This window comes from Bradyrhizobium sp. Bra78 (assembly GCF_024519855.1).
GTDB classification, from domain to species: Bacteria; Pseudomonadota; Alphaproteobacteria; order Rhizobiales; family Xanthobacteraceae; genus Bradyrhizobium; species Bradyrhizobium japonicum_G.
In genome coordinates, this window is the sequence record NZ_JALJRE010000006.1 from 255,288 (window position 1) to 274,218 (window position 18,931).

17 protein-coding genes and 1 pseudogene are annotated in these 18,931 nt (G+C 64.6%); 11 read left to right on the forward strand and 7 right to left on the reverse strand.

Going from position 1 to position 18,931, the window contains the following annotated elements; translation table 11 throughout:
- Nucleotides 1-22: 22 nt before the first annotated feature.
- Complete coding sequence (locus OC450_RS16310; RefSeq protein ID WP_007599832.1) at nucleotides 23-178, forward strand: Thivi_2564 family membrane protein; 156 nt, start codon at nucleotides 23-25, stop codon at nucleotides 176-178.
- Between the two features lie 70 nt (nucleotides 179-248).
- Here OC450_RS16310 and OC450_RS16315 read toward each other — a convergent pair whose 3' ends face one another.
- The 3 genes from OC450_RS16315 to cysD all read right to left on the reverse strand — a co-directional run bounded on the left by OC450_RS16315 (nucleotide 249) and on the right by cysD (nucleotide 5,658).
- Complete coding sequence (locus OC450_RS16315) at nucleotides 249-2,414, reverse strand: malate synthase G (protein WP_211382094.1); 2,166 nt, start codon at nucleotides 2,412-2,414, stop codon at nucleotides 249-251.
- Nucleotides 2,415-2,927: 513 nt separating this feature from the next.
- Nucleotides 2,928-4,844, reverse strand: coding sequence for an adenylyl-sulfate kinase (cysC, locus tag OC450_RS16320; protein WP_211382095.1), 1,917 nt, complete (start codon nucleotides 4,842-4,844; stop codon nucleotides 2,928-2,930).
- 19 nt (nucleotides 4,845-4,863) lie between these two features.
- The gene (gene cysD, locus OC450_RS16325; RefSeq protein ID WP_211382096.1) at nucleotides 4,864-5,658 is read right to left on the reverse strand and encodes a sulfate adenylyltransferase subunit CysD; all 795 of its coding nucleotides are present in this window, start codon (nucleotides 5,656-5,658) and stop codon (nucleotides 4,864-4,866) included.
- Between the two features lie 245 nt (nucleotides 5,659-5,903).
- Between cysD and cysG the strand changes: the two genes are divergently transcribed.
- The 9 genes and pseudogenes from cysG (at nucleotide 5,904) to OC450_RS16370 (ending at nucleotide 13,599) form a co-directional block, all read left to right on the forward strand.
- Nucleotides 5,904-7,340 (forward strand): siroheme synthase CysG, encoded by a 1,437-nt coding sequence (gene cysG / locus OC450_RS16330; RefSeq protein ID WP_262048269.1) that lies wholly within the window; start codon nucleotides 5,904-5,906, stop codon nucleotides 7,338-7,340.
- A complete protein-coding gene (locus OC450_RS16335) occupies nucleotides 7,337-7,654 on the forward strand; it encodes a DUF2849 domain-containing protein (protein WP_211382098.1) in 318 nt (105 codons plus the stop codon). The genes cysG and OC450_RS16335 overlap by 4 nt, the downstream gene beginning before the upstream one ends.
- Before the next feature lie 11 nt (nucleotides 7,655-7,665).
- The gene (locus tag OC450_RS16340) at nucleotides 7,666-9,321 is read left to right on the forward strand and encodes a nitrite/sulfite reductase (RefSeq protein ID WP_256805652.1); all 1,656 of its coding nucleotides are present in this window, start codon (nucleotides 7,666-7,668) and stop codon (nucleotides 9,319-9,321) included.
- Nucleotides 9,308-9,823 (forward strand): DUF934 domain-containing protein, encoded by a 516-nt coding sequence (locus tag OC450_RS16345; protein WP_211382100.1) that lies wholly within the window; start codon nucleotides 9,308-9,310, stop codon nucleotides 9,821-9,823. Before OC450_RS16340 ends, OC450_RS16345 begins: the two co-directional genes overlap by 14 nt.
- Nucleotides 9,820-10,551 (forward strand): phosphoadenylyl-sulfate reductase, encoded by a 732-nt coding sequence (locus tag OC450_RS16350; RefSeq protein WP_256805653.1) that lies wholly within the window; start codon nucleotides 9,820-9,822, stop codon nucleotides 10,549-10,551. Before OC450_RS16345 ends, OC450_RS16350 begins: the two co-directional genes overlap by 4 nt.
- A 177-nt stretch (nucleotides 10,552-10,728) precedes the next feature.
- Nucleotides 10,729-10,961 (forward strand): annotated as a pseudogene (locus OC450_RS34440) (hypothetical protein); the annotation flags it as partial.
- A gap of 90 nt (nucleotides 10,962-11,051) precedes the next feature.
- Nucleotides 11,052-11,555, forward strand: coding sequence for a CAP domain-containing protein (locus OC450_RS16360; RefSeq protein ID WP_211382102.1), 504 nt, complete (start codon nucleotides 11,052-11,054; stop codon nucleotides 11,553-11,555).
- 78 nt (nucleotides 11,556-11,633) lie between these two features.
- A complete protein-coding gene (locus OC450_RS16365; protein ID WP_211382103.1) occupies nucleotides 11,634-12,809 on the forward strand; it encodes a DUF3734 domain-containing protein in 1,176 nt (391 codons plus the stop codon).
- Between the two features lies 1 nt (nucleotide 12,810).
- Nucleotides 12,811-13,599, forward strand: coding sequence for a 3-hydroxybutyrate dehydrogenase (locus tag OC450_RS16370; protein ID WP_211382104.1), 789 nt, complete (start codon nucleotides 12,811-12,813; stop codon nucleotides 13,597-13,599).
- A gap of 57 nt (nucleotides 13,600-13,656) precedes the next feature.
- Here the strand turns inward: OC450_RS16370 and OC450_RS16375 are convergent, their stop codons facing one another.
- The 3 genes from OC450_RS16375 to OC450_RS16385 form a co-directional block, all read right to left on the reverse strand.
- The gene (locus tag OC450_RS16375) at nucleotides 13,657-14,481 is read right to left on the reverse strand and encodes a sulfite exporter TauE/SafE family protein (RefSeq protein WP_211382105.1); all 825 of its coding nucleotides are present in this window, start codon (nucleotides 14,479-14,481) and stop codon (nucleotides 13,657-13,659) included.
- A gap of 197 nt (nucleotides 14,482-14,678) precedes the next feature.
- On the reverse strand, nucleotides 14,679-16,046 hold the full coding sequence (locus OC450_RS16380; RefSeq protein WP_372702953.1) for an oligosaccharide flippase family protein: 1,368 nt from the start codon (nucleotides 16,044-16,046) through the stop codon (nucleotides 14,679-14,681).
- 128 nt (nucleotides 16,047-16,174) lie between these two features.
- Nucleotides 16,175-17,014 (reverse strand): protein-disulfide reductase DsbD domain-containing protein, encoded by an 840-nt coding sequence (locus tag OC450_RS16385; RefSeq protein ID WP_211382107.1) that lies wholly within the window; start codon nucleotides 17,012-17,014, stop codon nucleotides 16,175-16,177.
- Between the two features lie 142 nt (nucleotides 17,015-17,156).
- On the opposite strand from OC450_RS16385, the gene OC450_RS16390 reads away from it, so the two are divergent.
- On the forward strand, nucleotides 17,157-17,801 hold the full coding sequence (locus tag OC450_RS16390) for a YqgE/AlgH family protein (RefSeq protein ID WP_256805654.1): 645 nt from the start codon (nucleotides 17,157-17,159) through the stop codon (nucleotides 17,799-17,801).
- A 189-nt stretch (nucleotides 17,802-17,990) separates the two neighbouring features.
- On the opposite strand, the gene OC450_RS16395 is transcribed toward OC450_RS16390, so the two are convergent.
- Nucleotides 17,991-18,878 (reverse strand): TauD/TfdA dioxygenase family protein, encoded by an 888-nt coding sequence (locus tag OC450_RS16395; RefSeq protein ID WP_262048270.1) that lies wholly within the window; start codon nucleotides 18,876-18,878, stop codon nucleotides 17,991-17,993.
- Nucleotides 18,879-18,931: the final 53 nt, after the last annotated feature.

The window sequence follows — 18,931 nt, forward strand, 5'->3', positions numbered from 1 at the left end:
TCTGCCTGAAGGGGGCCTCGCGATGCTGGTCGGCGTACTCGTCACCTTTCTCGTCGTCATTCTCGTGCTCTATCTCATCAACATGTTGCCGATGGACGGCCGCGCCAAGCAGATCGCGCGCGTTGTCGTCATCATCATCGGCATCGTGTCGCTGCTGAAATATCTCGCAGTGTTTTAGCGGGGCTTAGGGTCCCCAAACAAAAAAGCCCCGGCGTGAGCCGGGGCTTTTGGTGTTTGCGTATCCGGGCTTAACCCGCTGCCTTGGCCTCGCGGCGGCGGGCGGTCAGGATGTATTCGGTGTAGCCGTTCGGCTGCTCGCGGCCCTTGAAGATAAGGTCGCAGGCGGCCTTGAAAGCGACGCCGTCGAAGGCTGGCGCCATCGGCTTGTAGATGGCATCGCCGGCGTTCTGCTTGTCGACGACGACCGCCATGCGCTTGAGCGATTCCATCACCTGCGCTTCGGTGATGACGCCCTGGTGCAGCCAGTTGGCGAGGTGCTGGCTGGAGATGCGCAAAGTGGCACGGTCTTCCATCAGGCCGACATCGTGGATGTCGGGCACCTTGGAGCAACCGACGCCCTGGTCGATCCAGCGCACGACATAGCCCAGAATGCCCTGGCAGTTGTTGTCGATCTCCTGCTTGACGTCATCGGGCGCCCAGTTCGACTTCGACACCGGAATGGTGAGGATGTCCGACAGTTTCGCCCGCGGCCCGCCCTTGGTCAGCTCCTCTTGGCGCGCGGTGACGTTGACCTGGTGATAGTGCAGGGCGTGCAGCGTCGCCGCGGTCGGCGAGGGCACCCAGGCGGTGGTGGCGCCGGCCTGCGGATGAGCGAGCTTCTGTTGCAGCATGTCCGCCATCTTGTCGGGCGCGGCCCACATGCCCTTGCCGATCTGGGCATGGCCGGGCAGGCCACAGGTCAGGCCCATGTCGACGTTCCAGTCCTCGTAGGCCTTGATCCAGGCCTGCGCCTTCATCTCGTTCTTGCGGATCATGGGACCGGCTTCCATCGAGGTGTGGATCTCGTCGCCGGTGCGGTCGAGGAAGCCGGTGTTGATGAACATGATGCGCTTGGAGGCGCGCTGGATGCAGGCCTTGAGGTTGACGGTGGTGCGCCGCTCCTCGTCCATGATGCCGACCTTGAGCGTGTTCTCGGGCAGGCCCAGCATCTTCTCGACACGGTCGAAGATCTCGCAGGTCAGCGACACCTCGTCCGGGCCGTGCATCTTCGGCTTGACGATATAGGCCGATCCCGTGCGGCTGTTCTTGGTCTTCGAGTTGCCCTTGAGGTCGTGGATCGCAAGCAGGCCCGAGACGGCGGCATCGAGCAGGCCTTCCGGAATCTCCTCGCCGGCTTCGTCCAGCACCGCGTCGGTGAACATGTGGTGACCGCAATTGCGCATCAGCAGCAGGCTGCGGCCGTGCAGCTTGACCTCGCTTTTGCCGTCCGGCGTCTTGTAGCTGCGGTCGGCGTTGAGCGCGCGCGTCAGCGTCTTGCCGCCCTTCTCGAAATCGGCCGACAGCGTGCCGTTCATCAGGCCGAGCGTGTTGCGGTAGACCAACACCTTGTCTTCGGCATCGACGGCGGCGACCGAGTCCTCCATGTCGAGGATGGTGGAGACCGCCGATTCCATGATCATGTCGGCGACGCCGGCCGGATCGTCCTTGCCGATCGTGCTGCTGCGGTCGATCTTCACTTCGACATGCAGGCCGTTATTGGCGAGCAGCACCGCGCTCGGCGCGGCCGCTTCGCCCTGAAAGCCGGCGAATTGTGCGGCGTTCTTCAGCGCGGTGGCGTTGCCGCTCTTGAGTTTCACCGCGAGCTGGCCCGCGACGATACTGTAGGCGGTGACGTCGGTGTGGCTGCCGGTCGCGAGCGGCACGGCGGCATCGAGGAATGCCTTGGCCTTGGCGATCACCTTGTCGCCGCGCGCCTTGTTGTAACCCTTGCCGCTCTCGGAAGGATCGTGCGCGATCGCGTCGGTGCCGTAGAAGGCGTCGTAGAGCGAACCCCAGCGCGCATTCGCAGCGTTCAGTGCATAGCGCGCATTGGTGAGGGGCACGACGAGCTGCGGGCCGCAGATCTTGCCGATCTCCTCGTCCACATTGGCGGTCTCGACCTTCTGCGTCGCAGGTTCAGGGACGAGATAGCCGATCTCCTTCAGGAAGGCGGTGTAGGCGTTGAGGTCGAACGCCTTGCCCTTGTTGGCGCGGTGCCAGTCGTCGATCTTGGCCTGCAGCGTGTCGCGGAATGCGAGCAGCGACCTGTTCTTCGGCCCCAGCTCCTTGATGATGGCGGCGAGTCCGGCCCAGAACGCATCCGGCGCGATCCCCGTTTTCGGGGCCGCTTCCTTGGCGATGAAATCGAACAGGACGGGAGCGATCTTCAATCCGTGGGCGTCGACGCGTTTCATGATGGTCTTTCTTGTTTGAAATGGCTGTTTTTGGCTGCTTTTGACCCGACAGCAGCAAAATGCGCCCACTGGGAGCGGCTTTCGGCCCTATTAGCCCCAAAATCGGGGCCGTGAGAAGGCCCCCGACGCCTGTCAAAATGTCAAGAAGGGGGAGGCCGGACCCGCGCTGCCTGCAGTTTGCGCACGGTGAATGCGGCTGAGCACACTCGGCTCCCTCCCCCGCAGGGTCAGGGCTATCGCCTATGACAGCGAGAGGTTTCCGAAAGAGCTCGGCCCGCATGGTTCGAGACACCCGCTTTGGCGGGCTCCTCACCATGAGGGTCTGATACCTCACCGCAGAACGCCACCTCATCCTGAGGGCCCGCCGTAGGCGGGCGTCTCGAAGGATGGGCCGCAGGCAAGCTGCCCGCCACGCTTTTCTTCATATGCGATAGCCCTGCCCCGCAAGGGGGGAGGGAACGCAGTTGAGCGTGCGGAGAATGCGCGATGTCGATCGAGGGAGCTTGCGCCCCCTCAAATATTGGCGGCGAGGTCCACGACCTCGTCGAACAGTACGCCGGTGGTCTTCAGCATCTGTTCGATCTCGTCCGCCGCCTCGGCGACCGTCCGCGACGACGTGTCGATCACGAGTTCGGCGGCCTGCGGCGCCTCGTAGTCGTTGCCGATGCCGGTGAACGAAGCCAGCGCGCCGGCGCGGGCCTTCTTGTAGTGGCCCTTGGGATCGCGCTCCTCGCAGATTTCGGCCGGCGTTGCCACGTGGATCTCGCGGAACGCGGTGTCGGCGATGCGGCGCGCGGTGGCACGATCCTCGCGGGCCGGCGAGACGGCGGCGACGATGGCGACGTGGCCGTTGCGGGCCAGATGCGTCGCGACTTCGGCAAGACGACGGATGTTCTCGCTGCGGTCGGCGGCGGAGAAGCCGAGATCGCTGTTGAGCCCGGCGCGCAGCGTGTCGCCGTCAAGCAGGATCGGCGAGCCGCCATTGGTGAAAAGCCGGCGCTCCAGCGCCTTGGCCAGCGTCGATTTGCCGGAGGCGGGCAGGCCCGTGAGCCAGACCACGGCGCCGTTGTGCTGATAGCGCGCGGAGCGCTCATCCAGCCGCAGCGCGGATTCCACCGGCACGATGTCGACCGGCACGGCGCGCTGGCCGGCGTCGACCGACAGCACCAGGCCGCCGCCGGCGATACGGCCGGAGACCTCGATCACGAGGCGGCCGGTGCGCGGATTCTCGGTGTAGGGATCAGTTGCGATCGGATTGGACAGGGAAATGTCGATCTCGCCGACATGGTTGCGGCCGATCGCCTTGTTCTCGACGCTCGACAGCTCGCCGGGATCGACCGCCTTCTCGATCGCGACTACGGTGGCGCGACTTTCTTTCGGCCCGCAGCGAACCAGAAGCTGATCCCCCTTGGCGAGCGGCTTGTCGTGCAGCCAGAAGATCCGCGCGCGCAGCCGGCGCGTCTCGCGCGGGGCGGCGCTGGCATGGGCGATGATGTCGCCGCGCTCGACGAACAGCTCGCGGTCGAGCGTGATGCCGACCGAGCGGCCCGCACCCTGACGTCCAGCGACCGGCGTCACCGGCCAGCTCTCGACCGTCTTGATCTTGGCGATCTTGCCGGCCGGCATGATCACGATCTCGTCGCCGGCGGTGAGGCTGCCGGATTCGATGCGGCCCGCGACGATGCGGCGGTCGTCGAATTTGTAGATCGCCTGCACCGGCAGCCGCAGCGCCAGCGCTTCCAGCGGCCGCGCCGGCTCGAGCCGGTCCAGCGCCTCGACCACCGTCGGTCCGTTGTACCAGCCGATACGTTCGGTGCGCTCGGCGACACCGTCGCCGTCGCGGGCCGAGATCGGGATCACTGCCGTGGGCTTCACGCCGAGTCCCTGCAAATGCGCGGAAATCTCGTCGCTGATCTCCTTGAATCGCGCGGCGGAGAAATCGACGCGGTCCATCTTGTTGACGACGATCGCGACCTGCTTCACGCCCAGAAGATGCAGCAGATAGCCGTGCCGCCTTGTCTGGTCGCGCACGCCTTCGAGCGCGTCGATGATCAGCACCGCACCGTCGGCCTGCGAGGCGCCGGTGATCATGTTGCGCAGGAATTCGGCGTGGCCGGGCGCGTCGATCAGCACGATGTCGCGTGAATTGGTGCGGAAGCGGATCTGCGTGGTGTCGATGGTGATGCCCTGGTCGCGCTCGGTCTGGAGCGCATCGAGCAGGAACGACCATTCGAACGGCATACCGCGCCGGGCGCTGACCGCCTTGAGCATTTCGAGCTTGCCGTCGGGCAGGCTGCCGGTCTCGTGCAGGAGGCGCCCGACCAGCGTCGACTTGCCGTGGTCGACATGGCCGACGATGACGATCCGGACCTGGGGACGCGTGGTGCCGTTCGGGGTGGCAGGCGAAGCGGGGGTGACGATCATGTTCATAGCCGCATTGCGTCCTTGATCAGAGATAGCCGGCGACGCGGAGGCGCTCGAAAGCGTCCTCGGTCTCGTGGTCGAGCGCGCGGCCGGCACGCTCCGGGACCTTGGTCTGTTCGAGCTCGATCAGGATCTCGTCGATGGTCGATGCGGTTGAAGCGACCGGATTGGTGATGTCCTGATCACCCAGCGAGCGATAGCGCTTGCCGTCCTTGGCGAGATACAGCGGGATGATCGGGATATTCTCGCGCTTGGTGTAGGCCCAGATGTCGGCCTCGGTCCAATGCAGGATCGGATGGATGCGCAAATGCGCACCCTGCGGCGGCGAGGCGTTGAAATGGTCCCAGAATTCCGGCGGCTGGTCGCGTACGTCCCAATTGCCTTCGAGCCCGCGCGGCGAGAACACGCGCTCCTTGGCGCGGGTCGCTTCCTCGTCGCGGCGGATGCCGGCGATCAGGCCGTCGAAGCCGTATTTGCTGAGCGCCATCTTGAGGCCCTCGGTCTTGCGCGCGGCGGAACGGGCGGCCGGCGGCAGCGTTGGGTCGACGGCATCGATGGGCGGGCAGGGCTCGACGCGCAGGTCGAGATCCCATTCCTTCCCGTAATGGTCGCGGAAGCGATACATCTCCGGAAACTTCTTGCCGGTGTCGACATGGAGGGCCGGGAACGGCAGACGGCCGAAGAACGCCTTGCGCGCCAGCCAGATCATGACGTTGGAGTCCTTGCCGAGCGACCACAGCAGGGCGATCTTCTTCAAGCGGGCAAAAGCCTCGCGGAAGATGTAGATGCTCTGGGCCTCGAGCTGGTCGAGATGGTCCATGCTCGGGGCAAGGTCAGCAGAAAATTCTTGCGCGTGCGCGCGCTCGGCCGGGGCCGGGCTGCTCAGTCCGCGAGCAGCGGGATTGTCCTTGAGAAGATGCATCTCTGCCACTTTGCGTTTGGAGGCGAAAATTCTATAGTTGCGATGCGAGAGAGAAGAAAAAATTTTCTCTTTGCGCGCTCGAAACGACACATATATAGAAAATAATTCCAGTCAACCCCGGATGTGGGGGAAGCGAGTATCGCATGCGGTTCTTGCCGGTGTTTCTCGATCTCAAGGCCGGTCCGGTGGTCCTCATCGGCGCGGGCGAGCTTCTGCGTGCCAAGCTGCGCGTGCTCGCCGCCGCCGGTGCGCGCATCCGCGTGCATGCGATCGACGGCAATCACGATCTGGGCCTCGGTCCTGACGATGCCGCGCGCATCGACATCGCGGCCGCCGATCCGCTGACCGCCGATCTCTCGGGCGTCATCGCCGTCGTCTGCGCCGGCGCCGGCGATGTCGGCGTTGCGATGTCAGTCCGCGCCAAGGCGCTCGGCCTGCCCGTCAACGTCATGGACGATCTCGAACATTCCAGCTTCATCTTCCCGGCGATCGTCGATCGCGGCGATGTCGTGGTCGCGGTCGGCACCGGCGGCACCTCGCCGGTGGTGGCGCGGCGCGTGCGCGAAAAGATCGAGGCGCTGCTGCCGGCGCGCATCGGCGAACTCGCCGAGTTCATCGGCGGCTTTCGCAAATCCATCAACGAGCGCATTGCCGAGTTTCCGCTGCGCCGCCGCTTCTGGGAGCGCGTCATCGACGGCCCGATCGGCGCTTCCGTGCTCGCCGGCCGCAAGGGTGAGGCGGATGCCGCGCTCAAGGCGATTGCCGATCCGTCTGCGTTCGCGCGTGCCGGCAAGCCGGAAGGCGCCGTCGCGCTGGTCGGCGCCGGGCCCGGCGATCCGGATCTGCTCACCATCAAGGCGCTGCGCGCGCTCCAGGATGCCGACATCGTCTTCCACGACGAGCTGGTCTCGCCTGAGATTCTCGACCGCATCCGCCGCGACACCACGCGCGTTGCGGTCGGCCGCCGCGTCGGCAAGCCCGGCATCGGCCAGGACGCCATCAACAAGCGCATGATCGAGGCCGCGCAATCCGGCCAGCGCGTGGTGCGGCTGAAGGGCGGCGATCCCTTCGTGTTCGGGCGCGGCGGCGAAGAAGTCGAAGCGCTGCGCGCAGCGGGTGTCGCCTATTCGATCATTCCCGGCATCACCGCAGGTCTCGGCGGCGCCGCTGATTTCGAGGTGCCGCTCACCTACCGCCATGAAGCGACCCGCATCACATTCCTCACCGCGCACAAGGCGCGCGACGCCGAAGTCGTCGACTGGTCGACGCTGAACGACTCCAGAATGACCGTCGTGGTCTACATGGGCATGACGGCTGCCCCCGCCATCCGCGCCGGCCTTTTTGCCGCCGGCCGTTCGCCGGAGACGCCGGTCGGCGTGTTCGCCCGCGTCACGCGCCCCGATGCGCAAGGCGCGATCGGCACGCTTCGCGACCTGCCCGAGCTCGTGCGCCGGACCCATGGTGGTCCCGCCATTCTCATCATCGGCGACGTGGTCCGGCATGCCGGTTCGCTTCGCCGCGAAACTTCCGAGAAAACCCCGAAGCAAATCATCTCTGACCTATTGGATGCAGCCGAATGACCTCCCCACTCGAACAGAAGAAGATCAAGATCGCCGGCCCCTCGGTCGTGACCGCCAACCGCACCTGGGACGGCATCGTGGTGTACCGTACCGCCGCCAGGAGCTGGTCCGCGGAGCTCTCGGAAGCCGCGATCGTGCGCAACTCCGACGAGGCGAAAGCGTTGCTTGCCGAGTCGGTCGCCGATGACGTCGGCGCGATCGGTCCCTATATCGCACCGGTGCAGGTCGGCGCGGACGGCAAGATCGAACCCGGCAATCTGCGCGAACAGATCCGCCGCACCGGTGTGACCATCGGACAGCCGGCCCAGGTTTAAGGCATTCTCTTATGTACGCTTACGACGAAATCGACCGCACGCTCGTCAACGAGCGCGTTTCGGAGTTCCGCGACCAGGTGAAGCGCCGTCTCTCGGGCGAGCTCACCGAGGACGAGTTCAAGATCCTGCGGCTCCAGAACGGCGTCTATCTGCAACTGCACGCCTACATGTTCCGCGTCGCGATTCCCTACGGGACGCTGGCGTCGAACCAGTTGCGGGCGCTCGCCCACGTCGCGCGCAAATACGACCGCGGTTACGGCCATTTCACCACGCGGCAGAACATCCAGTTCAACTGGATCAAGCTCGCCGAACTGCCGGACGCGCTGGCCGATCTCGCCGAGGTCGGCATCCATGCGATGCAGACCTCCGGCAACAACATGCGCAACGTCACGTCGGACCAGTGGGCCGGCGTTGCGCCCGGCGAGATCGAGGATCCCCGCATCTGGTCGGAGCTGATCCGTCAGCACACCACGCTGCATCCGGAATTCTCGTTCCTGCCGCGCAAGTTCAAGATCGCGATCACTGCGTCGGACCACGACCGCGCCGCGATCAAGATCCACGACATCGGGCTGAAGCTGATCAAGAACGAGAAGGGCGAGACCGGCTTCGAAGTGCTGGTCGGCGGCGGTCTCGGCCGCACGCCGTTCATCGGCAAGACGATCAAGCATTTCGTCCATGGCCGCGATATTCTCAGCTATATCGAGGCGATCCTGCGAGTTTACAACCAGTACGGCCGCCGCGACAACATCTACAAGGCGCGCATCAAGATCCTGGTGCACGAGCTCGGCATCGAAAAATTTTCGCGCGAGGTCGAGGAGGAGTGGCAGCACATCCGCAACTCCTCGCTCCAGATCGACGACGAGGTGATCGAGGACATCCGCTCGCGCTTCACCTATCCCTCTTACGAGAAGCTGCCGCACAATCCCGACGAGCTGCGCCAGGCCGCGGCCGATCCGGATTTCGAGGCATGGCGCAAGAACTCGGTCGCCCCGCACAAGAACCCGGGATATTCCATCGTCACGATCTCCCTGAAGCCGATCGGGGCGCCTCCGGGCGATGCCACCGCCGAGCAGATGGACGCGCTCGCCGATCTCGCCGACAAATATTCCTTCGGTGAGATTCGCGTCGGCCACGAGCAGAACCTCGCACTGCCGCACGTCGCCAAGCGCGACCTGCCGGCGCTGTGGAAGGCGCTCGACAAGCTCGGGCTGGCGACGCCGAACGTCAATCTGATCACCGACATCATCGCCTGCCCGGGACTGGATTACTGCTCGCTGGCGAATGCGCGCTCGATCCCGATCGCGCAGGAGCTGACGCGGCGCTTCGCCAACCACGAGCTGGCCAATCTGATCGGCCGGCTGCACATCAACATCTCAGGCTGCATCAACGCCTGCGGCCATCACCATGTCGGCCATATCGGCATTCTCGGCGTCGAGAAGAACGGCGAGGAGGTCTACCAGATCACCATCGGAGGCCGCGCCGACGAGAGTGCCGCGCTCGGCAATCTGATCGGTCCCGGCGTCAAGTTCGACGAGGTCGCCGACGTCGTCGAGGACATCGTGGAAGCTTATCTGGCGCTGCGCGAGCGGCCCGAAGAGCTGTTCATGGACACGGTGAAGCGCCTCGGCGTCGAACCCTTCAAGGAGCGCGTCTATGCCACTCGTTAACGGCGGAAAGATCGCCGACGACAGCTTCGTCAAGCTCGCCGTCGACACGCCGCTGCCCGAGGGCGGCGACATTCTGGTGCCGGCCGAACGTTTCGTCGGCGAGGCGGATGCATTGCTCGAGCGGGCCGGCAAGGTCGGCGTGATCTGGCCGAACAATCGCGACATCGCCGAGCTGGTGCCCTATCTCGGCAAGATCGCCGTCGTCGCGCTGGTGTTCCCGACCTTCCGCGACGGGCGTGCCTACAGCCAGGCGCGGCTGCTGCGCGAGCGTTACAATTATCGCGGCGACTTGCGTGCCACCGGTCAGGTGCTGCGCGATCAGTTCGTGTTCATGCTGCGCGCCGGCTTCGATTCCTTCGAGGTCAAGAAGCAGGCCGATGCGGAAGCCTTCATGCAGACCGCCAAGCGCTATTCGGTGTTCTATCAGCCGACCGGCGACGGCCGCATCACCGCGCTGCACCGGCGCATGCAACTGCGTCACTCCGAAGGTGTCGGCACATGAACGCGATCGCACCTCCGGTTTCGTCGACATCCGTCTCTGCGCTGCCCTCGGCGGATGAGCTCGATCGTGCCCTGCGCGATGCCTCGCCCGCCGAAATCATCGCTGCTGCGCTGAAGACGGTCGGGCGCGACAAGCTGGCGCTGGTGTCGTCCTTCGGCACGGAATCGGCGACGCTGCTGAAGGTCATGGCCGACGTCGATCCTGCGATCCCGGTGATCTTCCTCGACACCGGCTGGCTGTTCGAGGAAACGCTGGCCTATCGCGATACGCTGATCGCGACGCTGGGCCTGAAGGACGTCCGCTCGATCAAGCCGGCAGAGGAGACGCTGTCGCGCGACGATCCCGACCGCGATCTCTGGTTCTCCGATCCCGACGCTTGCTGCCGCATCCGCAAGGTGGAGCCGCTGGCGCGCGCGCTGAAGCCGTTCGATGCGTGGCTCAACGGCCGCAAGCGTTTTCAAGGCAATGCGCGCGCCGACATTCCGGTCGTCGAGGACGACGGCGCGCGGTTGAAGTTCAACCCTTTCGCCAACGTCTCGCGCGAGGAACTCGAGGCTCTTTTCGTCCGCGCCAAATTGCCGCGTCATCCACTTGCGGCGTCCGGTTTTCGCTCGGTTGGGTGTATGCCTTGCACGAGCAGAACGACCGAGGGCGAAGACGAGCGCGCAGGTCGCTGGCGCGGCCGGGCCAAGACGGAATGCGGCATCCACACGATGAAGACTTCGTAGCAAAGTTGCGCTGCCGCGCCGCGAACAAGAAAATCCGGTTCCGTTGACTCGAGCGCGTTTCGACCCGAGTTATGCCTGCATGTCTTCGCTGACTCCAAGTCCTCGAAGTGAACGGAGATGGACAAGATACGTCGTATCGGTCCGCTCGCTGCAGGACTCCTCGTGACGGGTTTGCTGGCCGATGCCGACCTGCAATATTGGTATACCAAGGCAGGCCAGGAGATCGCGGCGCGCAACTTCTACCGGCCGCGCGATCCCGAGATCGCTCAAAACGCGAAAACTCCGTTGCCGAGGTCGCGCTGTCGGGCGGGGAGACCATCGAGATCGACGCCCCCCGCGGCCGGCAACTGCGCGCCGGCGACACGATCGGCCTGGAGCCCCGCCGCTACCGGATCTTTGCGGGCGCCTGAGCTGCCACGTTGGGTCGAATTTTCTTCAAAATTCACCTTTCAGCCACGGTTGGTATGCAACAACGGCCCCTCATTTGGGGGCTTCCGACCATGCGCGCTGCGGCCGCAATTCTCATCACTTTGCTGCTTGCCGGCTGCGCCGGCAATGAAGCGCCGGTCCAGCAACCCTCGATGTATGCCGACATGGCGGTTCCGGGCTCCAAGCTCGATGCGCAGGCGGCCGCGATCATGATTTCGCAATACCGCCAGAACAACGGCCTCGGCACCGTCGTCGTCGACCCCGATCTGATGCGGCTCGCCGAATCCCAATCGCAGGCCATGGCGGCGGCCAACAAGATGGACCATGACGTGCGCGCGCCGCTGGCCAAGCGACTGGCCGCCGGCAGCTATCCCGCCACCGTGGCGGTCGAGAACGTCTCGGCCGGCTATCATACGCTGGCGGAAGCGTTTTCCGGCTGGCGCGACTCGCCCCCGCACCGCGCCAACATGCTCAAGAGCGGTGTCACAAAATTGGGCATAGCGGCGGGCTATGCTCCCGGCACCAAATACAAGGTGTTCTGGACCATGATCCTGGCCTCGACTGATCCCCGATAAGCCAGACTTGATCCCGGGATGCATTGACGCCGCGGCGATCTGTCGCCACGGTCGCTCGCCATCTGCTATTGTTCCAGCATGATCGATCATAGCCCGGAAGTCGCAACAGTCCCCGCGAATGCGCAACGCGTCCTGGTTCTCCAGGGCGGCGGCGCGCTCGGCTCCTATCAGGCCGGCGCCTATCAGTCGCTGTGCCATTTCGATTTCGAGCCCGAGTGGGTGGCCGGCATCTCGATCGGCGCCGTCAACGCCGCGATCATTGCCGGCAACGAGGGCCCGACCCGCGTCAAGCGGCTAAAGGAATTCTGGGAGATGGTTTCCGCGCCGGTGCCGTGGAAACCGATCGGCAAGAGCGACCATAGCCGTGAACTGTTCAATTCGACCAGCGCGGCGCTGATCGCGACCTTCGGCGTGCCCGGCTTCTTCACGCCGCGCGTTCCGCCCGCGCCGATGTGGCCACCCGGGAGCCCGCAGGCCGAAAGCTATTACGACACTGCGCCGCTGAAGAAGACGCTGGAGCGGCTGGTCGATTTCGATCGCATCAACGATCTGAAAACGCGCCTGTCGGTCGGCGCGGTCGGCGTCACCTCGGGCAACTTCAAATATTTCGACAATTACGAGTTCAGGAAGCTCGGCAAGAAGATCGGCCCCGAGCACATCATGGCCTCGGGCGCGTTGCCGCCGGGCTTTCCGTCCGTCGTGATCGACGGCGAGCATTATTGGGACGGCGGCATCGCCTCCAATACCCCGCTCGATTACGTGCTCGATGCCGAGGTCGATCGCGACATGCTGATCTTCCAGGTCGATCTGTTCAGCGCGCGCGGCGATCTGCCGAATTCACTGCTCGAGGCCACCGAGCGCGAGAAGGACATCCGCTTCTCCAGCCGCACGCGGATGAACACCGACAAGAACAAGCAGGTGCACAACGCCCGCAGGGCGGTGCGCGACCTGATCGGCAAATTGCCGGATTATCTGAAGAACGACCCGTCCGTCGAATTCCTCGCCAAGATCTCGCGCGAAAGCACCGTCACCGTGGTGCATCTGATCTATCGCAGCAAGAACTACGAATCATCGTCCAAGGATTACGACTTCTCGCATGTCGCCATGGTCGAGCATTGGGAGGCCGGCGTGCGCGACGTGCATCTGTCGATGCGCCACAAGGATTGGCTCGAGCGGCCGCAGTCCGGCGAGACCATGGTGACCTACGATCTCACGGGGGACGTCACCGCGCCCCCGCCAAAAAGGAGCGAATAATATGGGTAGTCTGTCAGGCAAGAATGCCGTCGTGACCGGGTCGACCAGCGGCATCGGGCTCGCCTATGCGCGGGGCTTCGCCGGCGCCGGCGCCAACGTCGTCATCAACGGGTTCGGCTCGCCCGAGGACATCGAGAAGGAGCGCGCCAAGATCGAGTCCGATTTCGGCGTGAAGGCGGTCTATTCTCCTGCCGACATGACCAAGCCGGCGGAAATCGCCGGGATGATTGCCCTCGGCGAGAAGAGCTTCGGCTCGGTCGACATCCTCGTCAACAATGCGGGCATCCAGTTCGTTTCGCCGATCGAGGAATTCCCGCCGGAAAAGTGGGACCAGATCATTGCGATCAACCTGTCTTCGGCCTTCCATGCCATTCGCGCCGCCGTCCCCGGCATGAAGAAGAAGGGCTGGGGCCGCATCATCAACACGGCGTCGGCGCATTCGCTGGTCGCCTCGCCCTTCAAGTCGGCCTACGTGTCGGCCAAGCACGGCATCGCCGGTCTCACCAAGACCGTGGCTCTGGAGGTCGCGACCAACAAGATCACCTGCAACTGCATCAGCCCCGGCTATGTCTGGACGCCGCTGGTGGAGAAGCAGATCCCCGACACGATGAAGGCGCGCAATCTGACCCGCGAGCAGGTCATCAACGACGTGCTGCTCGACGCGCAGCCGACCAAGGAGTTCGTCACCTCCGAGCAGGTCGCAGCACTCGCCCTGTTCCTGTGCAGCGATGACGCCGCGCAGATCACCGGCACCAACCTCTCGATCGACGGCGGCTGGACCGCGGAGTAGGGCTTTCGGATCGGGTTACGAAAACGGCGGGAGCGCGATGCTCCCGCCGTTTTTCGTTCAATGGCTCCAGGCCAGCGCCGTCACGAACGCCGATGACAGGTTCAGCTCCGCGAAGATGATCTTGCCTGCGACCACGGCGAGCACGCAGGCAAGGGCGATGCGCAGTACCGTTTCCGGCACACGTGTCGCGCTGAAGCTGCCGACGATGATGCCGGGCAGCGAGCCCAGCAGCAGCACGCCCATGAGAGCCCAATCGACATCGCCAAGGGCCCAATGTCCGATGCCGGCGACCAGCGTCAGCGGCACCGCATGGGCGATGTCGGAGCCCACGATGGTCGCCATCGGCAGGCGCGGGTAGAGCAGCAGCAGCACGGTGACGCCGACCGCGCCGGCGCCGACGGATGAAATCGAGACCAGCACGCCGAGCACGATGCCGGTGATGACGGTCGCGATCGCGGTGGTGCGGTCATCGACCTGCTCGAGGCGCCGGCGACAGCGCTCCATGATCGACCTGCGGAAGATCAGCGAGGTCGCAGTCAGCAGCAGTGCGAAGCACAGCACGAGGTTGACGAGATTGCGCTCGGAATCGCTTTTGAGGTCGAGCTTCCACAGCACGAGCAGGGTCAGCGCGCTCGCCGGAATGCTGCCGCAGGCAAGCCGCAGCACCGCCGGCCAGTGCACGCTGCGCGACCAGCCATGCACGACGCTGCCGCCGGTCTTGGTGGCGGCGGCATAGAGCAGGTCGGTCCCGACGGCGGTGGAGGGATGCACGCCGAACAGCAGGATCAGCAGCGGCGTCATCAACGAGCCGCCACCCACGCCGGTCATCCCGACAAGCAGGCCGACGCCAAAACCGGAGGCGACATAGAGCGGATCAATCATGCCTTTTGAAACTTAGGTTTATCTCGTCGATTGGGCAATACGACGTAGAATGAACTTTCCCTGTGGCGCAACTGCTTGGGTGCAATAAGAAGAATCGTGCTGCCGCCCGTGAACAGGCAGGAGTTTTGCCGCGTTCATCGGCATGGCGCGAAACCGTTGTTCCCCAGGGCAAGCGCCGAAAGAGCAGTACGCTGGACCTATTTTCCGAACGCCAGCACGTGCAGGCCGAGCCGCTGCCGCACGATCCAGAACAGCAGCACCGTCTCGAAGCAAAGCGAGATCGAGGTCGCGGCCGCGGCGCCGTGGCCGCCGTAGCGGGGCACCAGCGCGATGCAGAGCACCAGGTTCATCACGAAGGCCAGCGCATAGGCCAGCGCGCAGATCTTCTGCTGGCCGAGCATGTTGAGCAGACGTTCCACCGGCCCGATCGCGGAGCGGACCACGAGACCAATCGCGGCGACGAACATGATGTCGTAGCCGACGGTGAATTGCGGCCCGAACAGCCAGAGCAGTGGCTTGCCGAGCGCGAGCAAAACGATCGTCGCCGCCAGCGACGGCCAGAACGTCCAGTTGATGGCGTGCGCGACATAGGCGGACAGGCGGGCCTTGTCGCCGAGCGCATTGTATTCCGCAAAGCGGTGCGCGGTCGTCGCCGACATCGCGTAGTGGATGAACGACACCAGCGCCAGCGTCTTCACCACCGCGAAATAGACGCCAACCTCGTCGGAGGGGCGGAACTGCTGCAGCACCAGCACGTCGGTGTAGGACAGCAGCAGGTAGAAGCTCTCGACCAGCAGGATCGGCAGCGAAACGGCGAGCCAGCCGCGGATGTCGTAGGCCTTGGGGCCCTGCTCGATGTGATCGGCGAGCCTGCGGTTCAGCACGACCATCTGTCCGGTCATGGCGATCCACACCGCGCCGGCGCTCGCGGCCATCGCGGCGACCGCGCCCAGATGATAGCCGAGCAGGAAGGCGCTCGCCGTGATGCCGATGATCAGGGCCTGGCGGATGATGAATTGCGGCATCAGGCCGAGCTGCATCCAGTCATGCGAGCGCGCGATGCCGTCCTGGGTGTTGGCGACGACGAAGGCGGGCAGCGTCATGCAGCCGATATAGAGCGGCAGCACCTCGGCCGGATTGATCCAGGGCGACAGCAATTTGACGATGCCGGCGAGGCCAAGCGACACCAGCGCGGAGACAGCGAAGGTCAGCCAGCGGCTGCCGGAGAGAAAGCCGCGCAGCAGCGCATGCTCGCCGCCGGTACGATACTCCGGGATGATTTTTTGCGCGGAAGCGGAGATGCCGAAGTCCATCATGCTGCCGAGCAGCAGCACCCAGGTCCAGACATAGACATAGACGCCGTAGTCGGACGTGCCCATCCAGCGCGCGAGCAGGACCTGCGAGAAATACGCAAGGCCCGCGCTGATCACGCGGATGATGAAGATGGTGCCGGCCAGACGCCGCGTCAGCGACGCCTCGCTCGAGCCGCCCGTGAGCTTGGCCCGCAGCCGCGCGATCAGCCCGGCCGGTCCGGTCGTTGCGGGGTCTGCATCCATCACGGCCAATTCGAACAGTCCCCGGGGCGCACGCGCATGCCGCGGCAGGCTTGCCGCAGCAGCCTTTGGAATTAGCAACCATTCGTTAAGATTCGGTTGGGCGGGGCAATACCCCCCGCGCTAGGCCGGGACGACAACTACTCCAGATTCATATTGAATTCGTACGATTTCTCCGGCCCGACCAGCGTGAATTTCAGCGCCGCGCCGTCGGGCTTGGCGCCCGGCGGCAGCCCATCGAGCTCGAACGAGAAACGCTTCACGCCGGGCGGGCTGGGCTCGACCGGCGCGGGAATCGGCAGCGACCAATCCGGCGTCGGACCTTCCACGTACAAATTGACGCCGCGGCTGTCAGGCACGACCACGTCGACCACCACGTTCTTGGGTCCGTCGCGCCTGATGTCGCGGATGGTGAGCGGATTGGGATCGCCGACATTCGCGGGTTTCGGCACGGTGTCGAGCGCTGCACGGAGATTGGCGTCCTCGGTCGAGGCGACGTTGTTGAAACCAAGCTCGGCGCTGGCCTCGACAGGAATGCAGAGCTTCTCGCACACCGCGTAATTGATCTCGGCGCGCAGCGTCACCGGCTTGTCGGCGGCCTTGGCGACGATGCGCAAGGGCAGCACGATCTGGTCGTGATAGCCGATCGAATGGCCGCCTGCGCCGTCGTCGAACTTCTGCGGCGCCGGCCACATCACGGTCACCGCTTCGACATTGTCTGATTTCGAGAAGTCGAACCGTGGCGGGACGCCGGAATCGCCGGGCATGCGCCAGTAGGTTTTCCACCCCGGCTGGATCTGGAACGCGATACCGCCGAGCAGGACCGCGCCGCTGCGCGATCCTGCGAGCAACCGCACCGCGGAATGTCCGTCGCGCTGCCACGGCGAGGAGTCGTCGGCACGGGCTGCGATGGCCAGCGACGACGCAAGCAGGGTTGTCACGACGCCAACCGCCGCACGCAGGGGAACTCTTGTCAGCATGGCACGTCTTTACAGGGGCGTCCCGAGGCAAGCCATTGAATTGCTTGTGATGGATGCACTTCAATCAAGTCCCGGCAAGCCTTGATTTGACAGCCGCCCGGCCCGACATCAGGATAGGAATTGAAACCGGAGTGCTTCACCGATGGCTCCCACAGGCAAGAGGACGGGCGAAAGCACCCGCAAGCCGGCCCCCGCGCTCCCGAGTACGGCGGGTTACCTCGATGGACGGTTGCTGATCGCGATGCCCGTGATGGGCGACGAGCGCTTCGAGCGCTCGGTGATCTACCTCTGCGCCCACTCCGCCGAAGGCGCCATGGGCATCATCGTGAACCACCCGGCCGGCAGCATCGACTTCCCCGAGCTCTTGCAGCAACTCGGCATCATCAGGAAGGGCGAGCACATCAAGCTGCCGGAGAATGCCGAGAGCATGAAGGTGCTGCGGGGTGGTCCGGTCGATACCGGCCGCGGCTTCGTGCTGCACTCCAGCGATTTCTACATCGAGAACGCGACGCTCCGGATCGACGACGGCGTCTGCCTCACGGCCACCGTCGACATCCTGAGGGCGATCGCCAACGGCTCCGGCCCCAAGCACGCCATCCTCGCGCTCGGCTATGCCGGCTGGGCGCCGGGCCAGCTCGAGACCGAAATCCAGAGCAATGGCTGGCTGCATTGCGATGCGGATTCGGATCTGATCTTCGGCGACGACGTCGATGAAAAATACGGCCGCGCGCTGCGCAAGATCGGCATCGATCCCGGCATGCTCTCGAACGAGGCAGGGCACGCGTAGCTCTGTGGCTAGTGACGCTCTCACGGCCGTCATTGCGAGGAGCGAAGCGACGAAGCAATCCAGAATCCTTCAGCGATGACAGTCTGGATTGCTTCGCTTCGCTCGCAATGACGGAGTTTGTTGAGGCGGTCCGCTCTCGTCGTCGGTATCCTCCGCTGTTGTCCCGGCCTTCGCCGGTGAATGCCGCCTCTACTCCGCCGCCTGCTGCTGCACCGTCGGCTCCGTCCCGGCCACCGTCGCGCGGCGCATGTCGCGGGGCTGGGACTGATCGTAGCGGCGGACGCGGTGCATGGTCTGGCGGTTGTCCCACATCACGAGATCATGCAGCTTCCATTTGTGCACGTAGACGAACTCGCCTTGCGTCGCGTGCTCGTTGAGGTCGCGCAGCAAAAGGCGGCCCTCCGGCACGCTCATGCTGACGATCTTGCCGGCATGCGATGACAGATACAGCGACTTGCGGCGATGGACCGGATGGGTGCGCACGAGACGTTGCAGCACCGGCTTGAACATCTCCTTCTCGTCGTCGGTATATTCGGTGAAGCCGAGCGAGCCCCGCGAATACATCAGCGAATGCTCGCAGACGAGGTCCTCGATCTCCGTCTTGGTCTCGTCGTCGAGCGCGTCATAGGCGGCGCGCATGTCGGCGAATTCGGTGTTGCCGCCTTTCGGGTTCACCACGCGCGCCGACAGCAGCGAGAATTTTGCCGGGATGGGCCGGAACGAGCTGTCGGAGTGCCAGAGGCAATTGCCGAGGTTGAACAGATTGGCGCGGCTGTCCTTCGGCAGCGGCTTGCCGTCCTTGCCGAGGTTTGAAACATCGTTCAAGCCCGAACTGAGGCGGTATTCGCTGGCCTTGGTAATGTTGCCGCCGCGTGCGTCCTCGCGCTGGCCGAAATTCAGCGCGAAGGCCATCTGCTGTTCGTCGGTGATGACCTGGTCGTGGAACACCAGCACCGCGTATTTGTCCATGGCGGCCTCGACTTCGCGGGCCTCGGCCTCGGTGAGAGGCTTTCGCAAGTCGAGGCCCGAAACCTCGCCGACAAAATGTTTCTGAAGCTGCCGGATGGCGATCGTCATGACGTTGTCTCCCGCGGACCGCGAGCGGTTGGTCCCGCTCTGTTGAGGAAAAA